The organism is Rhodopseudomonas sp., assembly GCF_048594845.1.
Lineage (GTDB): Bacteria > Pseudomonadota > Alphaproteobacteria > Rhizobiales > Xanthobacteraceae > Rhodopseudomonas.
Genome location: NZ_JBMDXE010000093.1, coordinates 1 through 15,753, shown reverse-complemented (window position 1 = coordinate 15,753; position 15,753 = coordinate 1). Strand labels below are relative to the sequence as shown.

At 65.4% G+C, this 15,753-nt stretch carries 13 protein-coding genes and 2 pseudogenes; all 15 read right to left on the bottom strand.

The annotated features are described in order from the left end of the window. Positions 1–332: pseudogene (locus ACOJTD_RS05635) on the bottom strand (nucleoside deaminase); the annotation flags it as partial. 129 nt (positions 333–461) lie between these two features. Further along, positions 462–1,637, bottom strand: a complete 1,176-nt coding sequence (lpxB, locus tag ACOJTD_RS05630) for a lipid-A-disaccharide synthase (protein ID WP_420131947.1) — start codon at positions 1,635–1,637, stop codon at positions 462–464. Further along, a complete protein-coding gene (locus ACOJTD_RS05625) occupies positions 1,637–2,494 on the bottom strand; it encodes an LpxI family protein (protein ID WP_420131946.1) in 858 nt (285 codons plus the stop codon). Before ACOJTD_RS05625 ends, lpxB begins: the two co-directional genes overlap by 1 nt. A gap of 18 nt (positions 2,495–2,512) precedes the next feature. Continuing rightward, positions 2,513–3,355: an acyl-ACP--UDP-N-acetylglucosamine O-acyltransferase gene (gene lpxA / locus ACOJTD_RS05620; RefSeq protein ID WP_420131945.1), complete on the bottom strand. Its 843-nt coding sequence runs from the start codon at positions 3,353–3,355 to the stop codon at positions 2,513–2,515. Between the two features lie 9 nt (positions 3,356–3,364). Then, the gene (fabZ, locus tag ACOJTD_RS05615) at positions 3,365–3,820 is read right to left on the bottom strand and encodes a 3-hydroxyacyl-ACP dehydratase FabZ (RefSeq protein ID WP_420131944.1); all 456 of its coding nucleotides are present in this window, start codon (positions 3,818–3,820) and stop codon (positions 3,365–3,367) included. Next, positions 3,820–4,905, bottom strand: coding sequence for a UDP-3-O-(3-hydroxymyristoyl)glucosamine N-acyltransferase (gene lpxD, locus ACOJTD_RS05610; RefSeq protein WP_420131943.1), 1,086 nt, complete (start codon positions 4,903–4,905; stop codon positions 3,820–3,822). The genes fabZ and lpxD overlap by 1 nt, the downstream gene beginning before the upstream one ends. A gap of 28 nt (positions 4,906–4,933) precedes the next feature. Next, positions 4,934–7,468: pseudogene (gene bamA / locus ACOJTD_RS05605) on the bottom strand (outer membrane protein assembly factor BamA). A 168-nt stretch (positions 7,469–7,636) separates the two neighbouring features. Further along, positions 7,637–8,788, bottom strand: a complete 1,152-nt coding sequence (gene rseP / locus ACOJTD_RS05600; protein WP_420131942.1) for an RIP metalloprotease RseP — start codon at positions 8,786–8,788, stop codon at positions 7,637–7,639. A gap of 44 nt (positions 8,789–8,832) precedes the next feature. Continuing rightward, positions 8,833–10,056 (bottom strand): 1-deoxy-D-xylulose-5-phosphate reductoisomerase, encoded by a 1,224-nt coding sequence (dxr, locus tag ACOJTD_RS05595; RefSeq protein WP_420131941.1) that lies wholly within the window; start codon positions 10,054–10,056, stop codon positions 8,833–8,835. A 4-nt stretch (positions 10,057–10,060) separates the two neighbouring features. Then, on the bottom strand, positions 10,061–10,909 hold the full coding sequence (locus tag ACOJTD_RS05590; RefSeq protein WP_420131940.1) for a phosphatidate cytidylyltransferase: 849 nt from the start codon (positions 10,907–10,909) through the stop codon (positions 10,061–10,063). 5 nt (positions 10,910–10,914) lie between these two features. After that, positions 10,915–11,673, bottom strand: a complete 759-nt coding sequence (locus tag ACOJTD_RS05585) for an isoprenyl transferase (RefSeq protein WP_420131939.1) — start codon at positions 11,671–11,673, stop codon at positions 10,915–10,917. Positions 11,674–11,940: 267 nt separating this feature from the next. After that, positions 11,941–12,504, bottom strand: a complete 564-nt coding sequence (gene frr / locus ACOJTD_RS05580) for a ribosome recycling factor (RefSeq protein ID WP_420131938.1) — start codon at positions 12,502–12,504, stop codon at positions 11,941–11,943. A 60-nt stretch (positions 12,505–12,564) separates the two neighbouring features. Next, positions 12,565–13,281 carry a UMP kinase gene (gene pyrH, locus ACOJTD_RS05575; protein WP_420131937.1) on the bottom strand — a complete coding sequence of 239 codons (717 nt, stop codon included), beginning with the start codon at positions 13,279–13,281 and terminating at the stop codon, positions 12,565–12,567. An 83-nt stretch (positions 13,282–13,364) separates the two neighbouring features. Next, entirely contained in the window at positions 13,365–14,291 is a 927-nt protein-coding gene (gene tsf, locus ACOJTD_RS05570; RefSeq protein ID WP_420131936.1) for a translation elongation factor Ts, read from the bottom strand. Positions 14,292–14,477: 186 nt separating this feature from the next. Beyond that, positions 14,478–15,473, bottom strand: a complete 996-nt coding sequence (locus ACOJTD_RS05565; protein ID WP_420131935.1) for a 30S ribosomal protein S2 — start codon at positions 15,471–15,473, stop codon at positions 14,478–14,480. Between the last annotated feature and the right edge of the window lie 280 nt (positions 15,474–15,753).

Here is a 15,753-nt window from a genome sequence, read left to right as displayed (position 1 = left end):
GCCGACGGATCGTTGTCGCGCAGCACGCTGTTGCCCGTCGCCGAGAGCACTTCGCCATCGCGCACGATCACGGCTCCGAACGCGCCACCTGTCTTTTCGACGACGCCGGCCTTGCGCATCAACGCGATGGCCTGGGTCATGTACTGACGGTCCTGCTCGGTAATCGCCGTCGCAGCCGCCTGCTTCGCCTGCGCAACCGTTGCGCCGGCCGGCAACATCGCAGCGCCGAATGCGCCAGCGCCTGCGGTGAGAAAATTCCGGCGATGCACGACGGTCGCGGACGCGAACAGCGTCTCGAGCGACGACGCAGCTTTGATCGGTGATTTGGTCATGATGTGCTCCGGTTGCGACTTGGCTCCGATCCGCACGATCGCAAACGGGAGCTTCAAGGGTTCCGAAGCTAGTTCCCATTGATTGAGAATTGATCGCAACAACGCCACCGCCTGTCGGCGTCAGCGATCTCAGTGCCGACGGATCAGGTTCAGCACGATGTCCGCCGCCCGCGCACTCGGCGTCTGATCGCCGGTCGAGAGGATGCCGTCGATGGTGGCAAACGCGTCAAGCTGACGCTGTCGTGCGGGGCTGTCGGCGAGCAAGTCCCGCAGCGCCGGCGCGAGTTTCTGAGGGATGCAGTCTTCCTGGATAAACTCCGGCACCACATCCTGGCCGATCACCAGATTGGCGAGGATCACCGTGCCGGGACGCACGACGCGGCGAGCGATCCAGATCTCGACGCTGCCGGCCCGATAGGCCGTCACCATCGGCACACTGGCGATCGCCAGCTCCAGCGTCACCGTGCCGGACTTCGCCAGCGCCGCACGCGCAGAGCGAAACGCAGCGCGCTTGTCCTGCTCGCCGACCACGATGCGTGGCTGCACCTCCCAGCCAGCGACCGCCTCGCGCACCAGCGGTTCGAGATGTGGCGTGGTCGGCAACACCGGCTCGAACGCCACGCCGTCACGACGAAGCTGCGCCAGCGTGGAGCCGAACGCTGCGGCGTGGTGGCGGACTTCGCTGCGGCGGCTGCCTGGCAGCACCAGCAGCAGCGGCGGCTCCGCCGCGCGCCGCTTCTGCTCCTCATCGTTCGGCCGCAGCGATCCGATCTGCGCGGTCAACGGATGACCGACGTAAGTACACGGCGGCCCGTTGAGACGCTGGTACTCGGCCGGCTCGAACGGCAGCAGCGCCAGCACGTGATCGACATAGCCGAGCATGGCCCGAGCTCGCCCGGGCCGCCATGCCCACACCGTCGGCGAGACGTAGTCCACGATCGGGATCGACGGATCACGCCGTCGGACCCGCCGCGCAACGCGGTGCGTGAAATCCGGACTGTCGATGATCACCAGCACGTCAGGCTTGGCGGCGAGCGCCGCATCGGCTGCGCGCCGGATCAGCTTCATGATGCTCGGCAGTCGCTGCACGACGGCAGCGAAGCCGATGATCGACAGCTCCTCGATCGGAAAAAGCGACACCAGCCCCTCGCCCGCCATCGTCTGGCCGCCGATGCCTTCGATGCGGATGCGATCGCCGAACCGCGCCCGCAACTCGCGCATCAGCGCGCCGCCAAGCCGGTCTCCGGACTCTTCGGTCGCGATCAGGTACACGGTGCGAATGCGATCGTTCTGAGGGAGCGCCATCATGCGCGCGTTCCGACGACGAACACGCCGGCTCGGTCCGCCGCAGCGATCATCGCCTGCGGCTCGGCCACCACGGTGTGGCCCGCCTCCACAGCGACGCCGCCGAGCTGCGCGGCGATCAGGCCCTCGATAGTCTTGGGGCCGAGCGCCGGCAGATCGAAGCGCAAGTCCTGTCCGGCCTTCGGGGCCTTCACCAACACACCACGGCCGGGCTTGGCGCTGATCCGGCGGTTGGCACGAAGCTGCGCGACGCGGCGCAGCAGCTCGTCGGTGCCTCCGGTGTCCTCGACCGCCACAATGTGACCCTCGATCACCACGCACCCCTGCCCGATATCGAACGGGCTCAGCGTGGCGAGCAGCGCCCGCCCCTTGGCGATATCCGCCTCGACCGCGGCGTCGGGTACCATGCGCGTCAGGCAACCTTCGGGCATCAGCAGATCGGTCGCGACGTCTTTCAGCCCGAGTAGCCTAAAGCCGTAGCCTTCGAACAGCCGGCCGACGCCGGTGAGAAGGTGATCGTCGCCGCCGCGATACGCGGCGAGTACCGCCGGCAGCACCTTGAGGGCGCCCCAGTCGAGCCGAAGTTCGCTCAGCGACGGACGAACCAGCGAGCCGATGAAGACGAGATCGCGGCAGTCCTCGCTGCGCAACAGCCGCAGCAGCTTGCCGAACGCGCCCATGCCCAGCCAGTGATGGCGATACGCCGCGACGCGCGCGGCGTCGCAAGCTCCCTTTAGCGCGAATAGCACCGGCGTGATGCCGCGCGCGGCCAGCGAGTCCGCGACTGCAAATGGCAGCGTACCGCCGCCGGCGATGATGCCGATCCTGCTGCCGAGCTGAGGGAGAGAGTCAGTCATAGCCGGAGCGCCGGCCGGTCAGGCGTCGTCGTCTTCGTTGACGTTCGCACCGCCCTCGCGCGCCGGGCACAGCGCGACGCGCTGGCCGCGTCCGCCGCGGCCCTTGATATCGTCGATGAAGCCGATGATCTCGGCGATCGCCGGATCGTCCGCCGTACGCGGCCGAACACGCTCCAGCCGCTCGGCGAGCGGGCCGGCGCTGTAGAACAGTTCGTCGTAGAACGCGCGCACAATTCGTAACCGCTCCTTGGTGAATTTGCGCCGGCGCATGCCGACGATATTCAACCCGGACAGCTTCGCATAGATGCCGTTGGCGAGCGCATAGGGAATGACGTGATTGCGCAGCCCGGTCATGCCGCCGATCATCACCTGCGGGCCGACGCGGGTGAACTGCTGCAGCACCGTCATGCCGCCGATGAAGGTGAAGTCCCCGATCTCGCAATGGCCGCCGAGGGTGGCCGCATTGGCGAAGATCACGTCGCTTCCAACGATGCAATCGTGGCCGACATGGCTGCCCGCCATGAAGAAACCGCGGTCGCCGACCCGCGTCACGCCGCCGCCGCCGACGGTGCCGGTGTTCATGGTAACGTTTTCGCGGATGGTGCAGGCGTTGCCGATCGTCAGCGTGGTCGGTTCGCCCTTGTAGCCCGTCGACTGCGGCGCGCCGCCGAGCGAGGCGAACGGATGGATCGTACAGCCGTCGCCGATCGTGGTGTGGCCGGTAACGTTGACGTGGCCGATCAGCCTGGTGCCGGCGCCGATCGTGACGTTCGGGCCGATCGTGCAATACGGGCCGATCACGGCATCGGCGCCGATCGTGGCGCCGTCTTCAATGCGTGCGGTGGGATCGATGCTGCTCATCCGGTGCGATCAGTCGGCCAGCATGGCGCCGACGTCGGCTTCGGCGACGATCTGGCCGTCGACCTTGGCCTCACCGTGAAACCACCACATCGTCTTGCGGCGACCGGTGCGTGTCATGTGGTACTCGACCGTATCGCCGGGCATCACCGGCTTGCGGAACTTGCACTTATCGATCGTGAGGAAGTACACGGCGCGCGGCTGCTCGGTGCCGGTCACCGACAGGATGCCGATGACGCCCGCGGTCTGCGCCATGCCCTCGATCATCAGCACGCCCGGATAGACCGGACGCTCCGGAAAATGCCCCTGGAACGCCGGCTCGTTGACGGTGACGTTCTTGACGCCGATGCCGCTGTAGTCCTCGCGGATATTCTTCACACGATCGATCAGCAGGAACGGAAAGCGGTGCGGCAGGGTCTTCAGGATCGTGTTGATGTCCACGTCCGCAAAACGTATCGGCGATTCCATCAACCCCGTCCTTCATCCTTGTCGTGCTCGGACTGAGACACGGCCGCGTCGGGGCTGCCGGCCTCGGCCAGCCGCCGCACTGCGAGCATTTCCCGGAACCAGGTCTTGGTCGGCCGCGCAAACATTCCGCCCCAGCGCTCGCCGGGCGGCACGCTGTCCTTGACGCCGGACATCGCGGCCACCTGGGCGCCGTCGCCGATCACCACGTGGTTGTTGATACCGACCATGGCGCCCAGCGCGACGTTGTCGCCCAGCGTCAGGCTGCCGGCAAGACCGCATTTCGCGGCAATCACACAATGTCGACCAATTGTTACGTTGTGGCCGATCTGGACCTGATTGTCGACCTTGGTACCCTCGCCGATCACCGTATCGCGCAGGCTGCCGCGATCGATCGTGGTGCCGGCGCCCAGTTCGACGTCGTTCTGAATGATCACCCGGCCAGTCTGCGGCACCTTGGTGTGCCGGCCGGCAAAGATGAAGCCGAACCCGTCCTGGCCGATATGGCAGCCGGGATGGATCAGCACGTTGTTGCCGATCAGGGTATGCTGCAGATGGCTGCCGGCGCCGATGTTACAGTCACGGCCGATCTTCACCCCGGCGGCCAGCACGGCGCCTGCCCCGATCACCGTGCCGGAGCCGATCTCGACGTCGGGGCCGATCACGGCCAATGGCTCGACGATCACCTCGTCTTCCAGCCTGGCCGTCGGATGGATGACGGCCGTCGGCGCGATCCCGGTGGCGCGGAAATCAGGCTCCGGGCGCAGCGCATCGGCGTAGATCTGCCGGCTGTAGGCGACGAAAGCGTGGAATGGCCGCTTGCTGCGCAGCACCGCGACATGCGCCGGAACGCGCCCTTCGAACCGCGGGCTCACGAGGCACGCGCCGGCGCGCGTCGCCGCCAGCTCGCTCTCGTAGCGGAGGTTCTCGAAAAAAGTCAGGTGCATCGGGCCCGCCTCGTCGAGCGAGGCGGTACCGGCGATGAGCATGTCGGCCCGCGCGGGGTCGACCAGCTCCGCCCCCGTCGCCGTGGCGATCTCTGCCAGCGTCGACGAAGGGCGTTGTTTGAAGAATGTTGTAGAGGTCATCCTGCGGTCGCAGTCCGGACCGCGGGACTTAGAACGAAGTCCCGCCGCCGAATTTGAATTCCTGGACGCGGTCGTACTTGCCCTTGGTGATCGGAACCGCGTAGTCGAAGCGCAGCGGACCGAACGGCGAGGCCCAAATCAGGCCGATACCGACCGACGACCGGACCGTGTTGGTGTCGTCGTAGTTCAGGCCAGCGCAGGTGCCGATCGACGTCTGGGTCGCCTTGATACAACCCGGCGCGTTGACTTCGTTGGTGACCGTCCACGACGTCGGGCCTTTGTAGTCGAACAGCGAGCCGGCGTCGGCATAGACGGCGCCCTTGAGCCCGACTTCCTTCGGCAGGAACCAGAACGGCATCTGCAACTCGACTGACGCACCCCAATAGTTGGTGCCGCCCAGAGCGTCGCCGCCGTAGCCGTAGAACGCATACTGGCCGATGTCGCGCGGACCGATGCCGTTCGGCGCGAAGCCGCGGACCAGGTTCGGACCCATCTGGAACTGGTCGAGCATACGGAGCTGATTGCCGCCGTACGAGCTCAGGTTACCAGCCTGCAGGTGGATGATGCCGACCACTTCCGACACCAACGGCGTGTAGTACTTGGCGTCGAAGGCCGTCTTGAGGAACTTCACGTCGCCACCGACACCCGCGAAATCCTGGCGGAAGTCGACCAGCAGACCGTCGGTCGGGTTCCGGGTGTTGTCGAGGGTGTTGTAGGTCAGGGTGTAGCCGACCGACTACGTCCAGTAGGCGCCGTTGGACAGGCCGATTCGGACCGGCAGCGAAGCTTCGCCGTCGCCATAGCAGCCCAGCGCGCCGTACCCGGTGTTGTTCGGGGTGCCAGCGGCGATAAACTGCGGCGTCGGGAAGTAGGCGGACGTGCCCAGGTTGTTGTTACAGTTGTTGAGGTACGACGGCAGCGTGATTTCCTGCCGGTACAGCGAGTAGCGCAGCTGCAGCGACAGATCTTCCCGCAGCGCGAAGCCGAGGCGCGGGCTCACGCCGAGCGTCTTGGTGCCGTAGGAGATGTAGCTGTTGGCGAGCTGTTCGCGCTGGTAGACGTCGAGGCCGAGCGCCACCCGATAGTCGAGCAGATAGGGCTCGACGAAGGACAGCGAATAGCCGCGCGCATACTGGCCATACTGCACGGTCGCCTTGGCGAACAGGCCGCGGCCGAGGAAGTTGCGCTCGGAGACGCTGACTTCACCCAGCGCACCGTCGCTGGTCGAATAGCCGCCCGACACCGAGAAGTCGCCGGTCGATTTTTCTTCGAGATTGACCACCAGGATCACGCGGTCGCTCGATGAGCCCGGCTCGGTGGTGATCTTCACCGACTTGAAGAAGTCGAGATTCTTCAGGCGGCGCTCGGCGCGGTCGACCAGCGCACGGTTGTAGGCGTCACCTTCCGAGATGTCGAACTCGCGGCGGATGACGTAGTCGCGGGTACGGGTGTTGCCGACGACGTTGATGCGCTCGATGTAGACCCGCGGCCCCTCCTCGATCGAGAACACGATCGAGACGGTATGCGTGTCGAAGTTACGGTCGCCGCGCGGCCGCACCGTCGCGAACGCGTAGCCGCGCCGCGACATTTCGATCTGCATTTCCTCGACCGACTTCTCCAGCGCCTCGGCGTTGTAGAGCGAGCCGACATTGACGCGCGAATAGCCGCGCATCGAATTGGCGTCGAAGTTGGCAATGGTCGATTCGAAGGCCACGGAGCCAACGCGGTACTGCTGGCCCTCCTCGATCTTGAAGGTGACCAGGAAGCCCTTCTGCGAGGGATCGTATTCAGTGAGCGCGGCAACCACCTGCACGTCGGCGTAGCCGTTCTTCAGATAGAAGCGGCGAAGCAGGTCGCGATCAGCCTCGACCCGATCCGGATCATAGACGTCACCCGAACCGAGGAAGCTCAGCAGATTGGTTTCGCGGGTCTTGATGACGTCGCGCAGCCGATAGGACGAATAGGCGTTGTTGCCGATGAACTCGATCGACTTCACGCCGGTCTTGGCGCCCTCGGTGACGACGAAGACGAGGTCGACGCGGTTGTTCGGCTGCTCGATGATCTGGGGATCGACGCGAACGTCGTAACGGCCCGAGCGGCGATAGATTTCGGCGATGCGAAGCGCGTCCGACTGCACCATCGGGCGGGACAGCGTACCGCGCGGCTTGGACTGGATTTCAGCCTGGAGCTGCTCGTCCTTGATCTTCTTGTTGCCCTCGAAAGCCAGCCGGCCGATCACCGGGTTTTCGATGACGCTGACCACCAGCCGGCCACCGGCCTGGTTGATGCGCACGTCCTGGAACAGCCCGGTCTCGATCAGGGCCTTGAGGCCGTCGTCGATGCTGCCCTGGTCGAGCCGCCCGCCCGGACCCGGCTTGAAATAGGAGCGAATGGTATCGGCCTCGACCCGGCGGTTGCCCTCGACCTGGATCGAAGAAGCTGACTGCGCGGCCGCAGGCGACGCCGTGAGAACAGCAGTCGCCGTAGTGGCGACCGGTCCGGCGAAAAACACCAGGGCGGCAGCAAGAAGTCCCCCCCGCAACACTCGCATTCCAGCATTCATGCGCAACGCGCCCTTGTCATTCCGTTGCCGACGCGCAGCCCATGCGCCGACAGAATCCCCAACGTGCCTTGCTTGTAGACAATTTTGCCAAACCGGCAAACGTCCTTTCGCAGTGCGATTTCAATTTCATTCCAACACGTTGCCTATCGGCCACGAATTGCATCAGCGTTACGAGAAAGCCAAGTGCCGAATGTCGTTATAGGTCGCGAAAACCATCAGCATCAGCACCAGCCCCAACCCAATCCGGAAGCCCACTTCCTGCGCCCGCTCGGACAGCGGACGCCCCCTCACCGCCTCGATCGCATAGAACATCAGGTGACCGCCATCGAGCAGCGGGACCGGAAACAGGTTCAGAAGCCCGATCGAGATCGACAGCACCGCAGCCAGATGCAGCAGCGGAGTGAAGCCGATGGTCGCGACCTGTCCAGAGATCTGTGCGATTCGCAACGGACCGCCGAGCTGGTCGGCGGCTTCGCGGCCGGCGAACAGGCCGCCGATGTAGGAGAAGGTCCGGTCGACGACGAACCAAGTCTCCTTGATTCCCATCCAGAACGCTGCGGCCGGGTTGACCCGCTCGGTGGTCACCTCGCCCGCCGAGGTCGAGCGGCTGATTCCGAGGATGCCGAGACGCTGGACGTTGCCGAACCGATCCTTGATTTCGCGCAGCTCGGGCGTCGCCTTCAGCTCGACCGTCGAGGCGCCCCGCTGAACCGTGAAGTTCAGCTGCCGTCCCGGCTCCGCGCCGACCGTACGCTGCATATCCAGAAAGCTCTGAATCTTGCTTCCATCAATCGTCAGGACCACGTCACCGGGCTGGAAGCCGGCCGCCTCGGCGGCGCTGCCCGGCTGGATGTTGTCGACGCGCGGCGACGTGCTCGGCACGCCGAACACCGCGAACAGGAAGGTGAAGAGGACGATCGCCAGGATGAAGTTGGCCACCGGCCCGGCCACCACGATCGCGGCGCGCGGCCCGACCTTCTTGTGGTGGAAGCTGACCGAACGCTCCGCCGCCGTCATCTTGGACAAGGAATCGGTCGACGGCGTCGAGGCTTCGCTGTCGTCGCCGAAGAACTTGACGTAGCCGCCGAGAGGGATCGCCGAGATCTTCCACCGGGTGCCATGACGGTCGTTGAAGCCCGCGAGCTCCGGCCCAAAGCCAAGCGAGAAGGTCAGGACCTTAACGCCGTTCCAGCGCGCGACTAGAAAATGCCCAAGTTCGTGGAAGAATACCACGATCGTAAGGACAAAAAGAAACGGCACCACGTAACCCACGACGCCGTGGCTCAACGTGTTGAACCCGTTCAGAAAAAGATCGGCCATCCCATTCCTCTCAAGCAGAACCGACGGCCCTGTTCCCCAACTCTCTAGGATGCCTTTGCGGCAATTTGAGGCAAGAGGGTGGCAGCCATTTTTCGCGCGCTATGGTCAACGGCGATGGCATCGTCGGCGCTGGCGAGCGGCGCCAGATTGCCGGCCCGTACCCAGCCATTCATGGTGTCCTCGACCAGCCGCGCGATCGCCCCGAAGCGGATCTTCTGGGCGATGAAGGCGGCCACGGCGATCTCGTTGGCGGCGTTATAGACGGTGGTCGCGCCGTGCCCGGTGCGAAGCGCGTCATAGGCCAGGCGCAGGCCGGGGAAGCGAACGAAATCAGGAGCTTCGAAGGTCAATTGACCAATCTTGGCGAGGTCCAGCCGGGCGGCGCGGCCCGGAATGCGGTCCGGCCAGCCGAGGCAGTGCGCGATCGGAATCCGCATGTCGGGCGCGCCGAGCTGCGCCACCACCGAGTGGTCGGCGAACTCCACCAGTCCATGAACGATCGACTGCGGGTGCACCAGCACGTCAATCTCATCTGGCGACAGCGCGAACAAATACGAGGCTTCGATCACCTCGAGGCCCTTGTTCATCATCGAGGCAGAGTCGATGGTGATCTTCTGGCCCATGCTCCAGTTCGGATGCTTCAGCGCCTGCGCCAGCGTCGCCTGCTCGATATCCTCGGCAGTCCAGGTCCGGAACGGCCCGCCCGAGGCGGTGATGATGACCCGCAGCAGTTCGTGGCGGTTACCGGAAGCCAGCGCCTGATACAGCGCATTGTGCTCGGAATCGGCCGGCAGGATGCGGGCATTCGCCGCGACCGCCCGGCTCATGAAGAAGTCGCCGGCGCAGACCAGGCACTCCTTGTTGGCCAGCGCGACGGTGGCGCCGCGGTCGACCGCTGCCAACGCCGGCTTGAGGCCGGCAGCGCCGCTGATCGCCGCCATCACCCAGTCGGCCGGCCGCGCTGCGGCTTCGATCAGGGCGCTCTCGCCTGCCCCGCATTCTGTCGACGTGCCGGCCAGAGCCGCGCGCAGTTCTCCGAGCCTGGCCGGATCGGCAACCGCGACGAAGCGGGCATTGAATTCCTTGGCCAGCTTGGCGAGGCCGGAAATATTGGCGTTTCCGGTCAGCGCCTCCACCCGGTACTTCTCGGGCGCGGCACGGATCAGGTCCAGCGTGCTGTCGCCGATGGACCCGGTGGCGCCGAGGACGCTGATGCTGCGCACGCCGTCATGGGCCGGGCGATCGTTCTTCAAAGGGACTGCGCTCATCAGATCACCACACCATAAGACCGCGGCCAATACCATCCACCGAATCCCGCGCCACCCCCACCAAGGCCGCCAGCGCGACAGCCGCGACGTAGCCGTCGAGCCGGTCGAGCAGCCCGCCATGGCCGGGAATGATGTGGCTGGAATCCTTGACGCCGAACCGGCGCTTGACGGCGGATTCGAACAGGTCGCCGAGTTGGGAAACGGTTGAAAGAATCGCTGCAAGGATCAGCAGCGGAACGATTTTCCCGAGCCCCGCGATGGCAAAGCCGAGCGCCACCGCAAGGCTCAGGACGAGGCCGCCGATGGCCCCTGCCCAGGTTTTCTTCGGGCTGACGCGTGGCCACAGCTTCGGGCCGCCAATGCCGCGACCAGCGAAATAGCCGCCGATGTCGGTGCCCCATACGATCAGGAAAATCAGGATCAGCGAGACGAAGCCGTAATCCGGATCACGCCGGATCAGCACCGAGGCGATCAGCGCCAGCGCCGCGTAACCGAGACCGGACGCAGTCCATTGCCGCGGCTGGTCGTTCAGCACAAGCAGGCCACCGACGCCCAGCACCGCCGCGAGCGCGGACGGCCCAGGCTTGTCGAACATCAGCCCGATGCCGCACACAAGCAGCGTCAGACAGCCGATCACCAGCACCCGGAAGTCGCGCGCGGCGCCCACGACCGACAGCCATTCCAAAAACAGGCCGATGGCCACGGCTGTGCCAAGCACGGCCCAGGCCCAGCCGCCCAGATAGGCAATCGCGATTGCGCCCGGAGCCAACACAACGGCCGCGGCGACGCGCAGCCAAAGATTCCGGGAGCCCTGCTCGGCCGCCGGCGCGGACGCCGCATTGTCCTGGCTCACGCGTGTCACGATCCTGTTTTTGCGGCCAAGCCGCCGAACCGGCGCTCGCGCCGGGCGTATTCGGCGATCGCCTCTTCCAGCGCCGCCTTGTCGAAGTCGGGCCAGTGAATAGGCACGAACACCAGTTCACTGTACGCCGCCTGCCACATCAGGAAATTCGACAATCGTTGTTCTCCGCTGGTGCGGATGATCAGGTCTGGATCCGGAATGTCGGGCGCCTCGAGATAACTGCCCAGCGTGTCGATATCGATTGTGTCCGGGTCGCGCTTGCCCTCGGCGACCTCGCGCGCCAGCCGCTGCGCGGCCTTGGCGATCTCCTGCCGGGAGCCGTAGTTGAACGCGACGACCAGGTTGAGCTTGGTGTTGTTGCGGGTTAGTTCCTGCGCCTCGTCGAGCATCGCGCACAGGTCGCGGTCGAGCCGGTCGCGCTCCCCGATCACCCGGACGCAGACGCCGTCGCGATGCAGCGAGGCGAGATCGTTGCGGATGAACCGGCGCAGCAGGCCGAACAGATCGACGATTTCGGTGGCCGGCCGGGTCCAGTTCTCCGAGCTGAACGAGAAGATGGTCAGGTAGCGGATGCCGAGATCGTTGGCGGCCCGTACAACCCGGCGCAGCGCCTCGACGCCGCGGCGATGGCCTTCAGCCCGCGGCAAGCCGCGCGCTGCGGCCCAGCGGCCATTGCCGTCCATGATGATCGCGACATGCGCCGGAACTACCGGGGGATCCGATCGGTCGGTCGCGGTGGCGGCAGCTTTCGACATACGTCAATTCCCGAAGCGTCATCCCGCGAAGAAATACCCGTTCGACCGCCAGAACTTTATCGGATCAATAAGTTATGGCAGAGGCGATCACAAGGCTCGATACCGGCATCGTCACCGTCCCGTAGCACTAGGCCCGATTCGCTCATCTGAGCGAATTGCAATCCGACGCAGGCAAACCGCAGACCGCCGCTGCGCCGGACTTAGCAGATGCAATCGCCGCCGCGCGACAACCCCGGCCCCGCGCGATGCGGCACCGAAACGTTGACGTTAGACCGTCATGATTTCTTTTTCCTTGTTCGCAAGCAACTGATCGATCTCGGCGATTGCCGCATCGGTTGCCTTCTGAACTTCCTGATCAAGCCGCTTCTGATCGTCCTCGGAGATCTCGTGGGCTTTCTCGAGCTTCTTGATGGTGTCCATGCCGTCACGGCGGACATGGCGAACCGCGACGCGGGCCGCTTCGGCGTATTTATGCGCGACCTTCACCAGTTCCTTGCGGCGATCGGCGTTGAGCTCGGGAATGCGCAGCCGCAGCACGGTGCCTTCGGTCGCGGGGCTGAGGCCGAGATTGGAATCGACGATCGCCTTCTCGACGGCCTTGACCATCGACTTGTCCCAGACCTGCACCGACAACAGCCGCGGCTCCGGCACGGACACGGTCGCGAGCTGATTGAGCGGCATGTGAGTGCCGTAGGCGTCGACCTGCACCGGCTCGAGCATCGAGGCGGAGGCACGGCCGGTGCGCAGACCACCGAGCTCGTGCTGCAGCGACTGCGATGCGCCCTGCATCCGGCGCTTCACTTCATTGATGTCGAACTTGTCGGACTGCATGCCAGTCTCTCCTTCCAGAATTCTGATCTCGCGTCGTGGCGGCGGTCCGCCGGGCGCGCTTCAACCGGCCACGACCGTGGCCCTGCCCGCTCCGCCGAGCACGGCGCCGATCGAGCCGGCCTCGGCAATCGAGAAAACGATGATAGGCAGCGAGGTTTCGCGGGCAAGCGCGAAGGCCGTCGCGTCCATGACCTTGTAGTTGCCGGCGAGCGCTTCGGAATGCGTCAACTTGTCGAACCGCTTCGCCGTGGGATCGCGCTTCGGATCGGCAGTATAGACGCCATCCACATTGGTCGCCTTGAGCACAGCGTCGGCGCCGATTTCAGCGCCGCGCAGCACGGCCGTCGTGTCGGTCGTGAAGAACGGATTGCCGGTGCCACCGGCAAGCAGCGCGATGCCGCCATCGGCGAGCGTCTCGAGCGCGGCCGCGCGGGTGTAGAGATCGCAGACTTCCGGCATCAGCAGCGCCGAGTAGGTCCGGGCGGGCTGGCCGTGGCGCCGCAGGGCTTCGCCGAGCGCGAGGCAGTTCATTACCGTAGCAAGCATGCCCATGGTGTCGCCGGTCGGGCGCGAAACGCCGCGGGCGGATACTTCGACGCCGCGGAAGATATTGCCGCCGCCGACGACGACGGCAATTTCGACGCCGAGATTGCGGGCGGCGATCAGGTCGCCGGCGACGCGGTCGATGGTGGGCTGATCGATGCCGTAGCTCTGGGGGCCGGCGAAATACTCGCCCGATAGCTTGACCACCACACGACGATAGATCGGCTCACCCATGATGCGGTCGCGTCCTCAGCGGGTTAGCTCCCGGCCGGATGGCCGGGAGTCCGTCACGTGAAAAGCGAAGACGCCTGATCCAGTTACTTCTGGCCCGAGGCGGCGGCGACTTCGGCGGCGAAGTCGCTGGTCTGCTTTTCGATGCCTTCGCCGAGCGCGTAGCGCACGAAGCCGGTGATCTTGATCGGACCGCCGACCTTGCCCTCGGCTTCCTTGACGGCCTGGCCGACCGGCTTGCCCTTCTCGTCGTGGATGTAGGCCTGCTCGAGCAGGCAGACTTCCTTGTGGTAGGTCTTCAGGCCGTTCTCGACGATCTTCTCGATCATGTTCTCCGGCTTGCCCTGCTGACGATACTTGTCGGCCATCACCTCGCGCTCACGCTGCACCACGGCCGGGTCGAGACCGGCCGGATCGAGCGCCTGCGGGTTGGCGGCGGCGACGTGCATGGCGAGCTGGCGGCCGAGCGCGGCGAGTTCGTCGGTCTTGCCGGTCGATTCCAGCGCGACGATCACGCCCATCTTGCCGGCGCCGTCGATCACCGCGCCGTGGATGTAGTTCGCCACCACTCCCTGCGTCACTTCGAGCGAAGCGGCGCGGCGCAGCGTCATGTTCTCGCCGATGGTGGCGATCGCATCCGAGATCGCGCCGGCGACGGTCGACGAACCGACCGGGGCAGCGTTGATCGCGTCGACGTCGGCGCCGACCTTCAGCGCCACCTGGGCGATCATCTTGACCAGGCCCTGGAACTGCTCGTTGCGCGCGACGAAGTCGGTTTCCGAGTTGACCTCGATGACCACGCCCTTGGTGCCGTCGGTCACAGCGCCGATCAGGCCTTCGGCGGCGACACGGCCGGCCTTCTTGGCGGCCTTCGACAGGCCCTTCTTGCGCAGCCAGTCGATCGCGGCTTCGAGGTTGCCGTCGTTCTCGTTGAGCGCCTGCTTGCAGTCCATCATGCCGACGCCGGTGGTCTCGCGCAGCTCCTTGACCATCGCTGCAGTAATCGTTGCCATGCTCGTATGTCCTTTGCCTGTCAGGGCGCACCGCACGGCGAAGGCCGACGGCACGCGATCAGGAAGTCATCACAGATTTCGACGACCGCAGCATTTCCGGACAGCGCGAAAAGCGGCGCTCCAAATGGAAATACTCGGCCGAATGGATCAGCGCTGCGGCCGGTCAGCCGGCCGCAGCGTCACGCCTTATTCCGCCTCGGCGGTCATGCCCTTGGCCTGGGCGACCCAGCCATCGGCGCGACCCGGCAGACCGACTTCTTCGCCGATCTGATGAGCGGTCGCCTGATCGAGCTCGGCCAGCTGCCAGAAGTGGAAGATGCCGAGGTCGTTGAACTTCTTCTCGATCGCGCCGGACACGCCGGTGAGCTTCTTGAGGTCGTCCGGGGTGCCACGCGGACCGGGCAGACCCTGGAAGCCGCTGGTCTGCGCCGCCGGCAGATCTTCACGGAGCGGCTGCGACGCCGCACCGATGTCGAAGCCCGAGTCGCCCTGGGCGCGACCGATGCCGTCGATCACCGCGCGGGCGATCAGGTCGCAATACAGCGCGATCGCACGGCCGGCGTCGTCATTGCCCGGCACCAGATAGGTGATGCCCTTCGGGTCGCAGTTGGTATCGACGATCGCCGCGACCGGGATGCCGAGCCGCTGGGCTTCCTGAATCGCGATGTCTTCCTTGTTGGTGTCGATCACGAAGATCAGGTCCGGTAGGCCGCCCATGTCCTTGATGCCGCCGAGCGAACGGTCGAGCTTGTCGCGCTCGCGCTGGAGCTCGAGCCGCTCCTTCTTGGTGTAGGCATTGGCGTCGGCCGAATTCAGCACGTCGTCGAGGTGACGCAGCCGCTTGATCGAGCCCGAGATCGTCTTCCAGTTGGTCAGCGTGCCGCCGAGCCAGCGCGAATTGACGAAGTACTGCGCCGAGCGCTTGGCCGCATCGGCCACGGCGTCCTGCGCCTGGCGCTTGGTACCGACGAACAGCACGCGACCACCCTTGGCGACGGTGTCGCTGATCGCCTGCAGCGCGCGATGCATCAGCGGCACGGTCTGCGCGAGGTCGATGATGTGGATGTTGTTGCGGGCGCCAAAGATGTAATCGGCCATCTTCGGGTTCCAGCGATGCGACTGGTGGCCGAAGTGAACGCCGGCTTCGAGGAGCTGACGCATAGAAAATTCGGGTAGTGCCATCGTTTTATTCTCCGGTTTGTTCCTCCGGAAGCGTGTGAGCATCGGGGTGTGCGGACAGGTGAATCTGCCTGCAGCCCGGTGCCACCGGACGGCGATTAAGCCATGCTTCCGTGTGAGATGGGGCGGCTTATAGCCGGATTCTGGGGAGAAGCAAGGCGAAAGCGCGGGGTTTTGCCCCCTGCTCCGCTGCCGTAGGATGGGTAGAGCGCAGCGAAACCCATCATGCCGTCGCCTGCGGCAGGCTCTGCCGATGGGTTTCGCTCCGGCGCTCCGCGCCTGC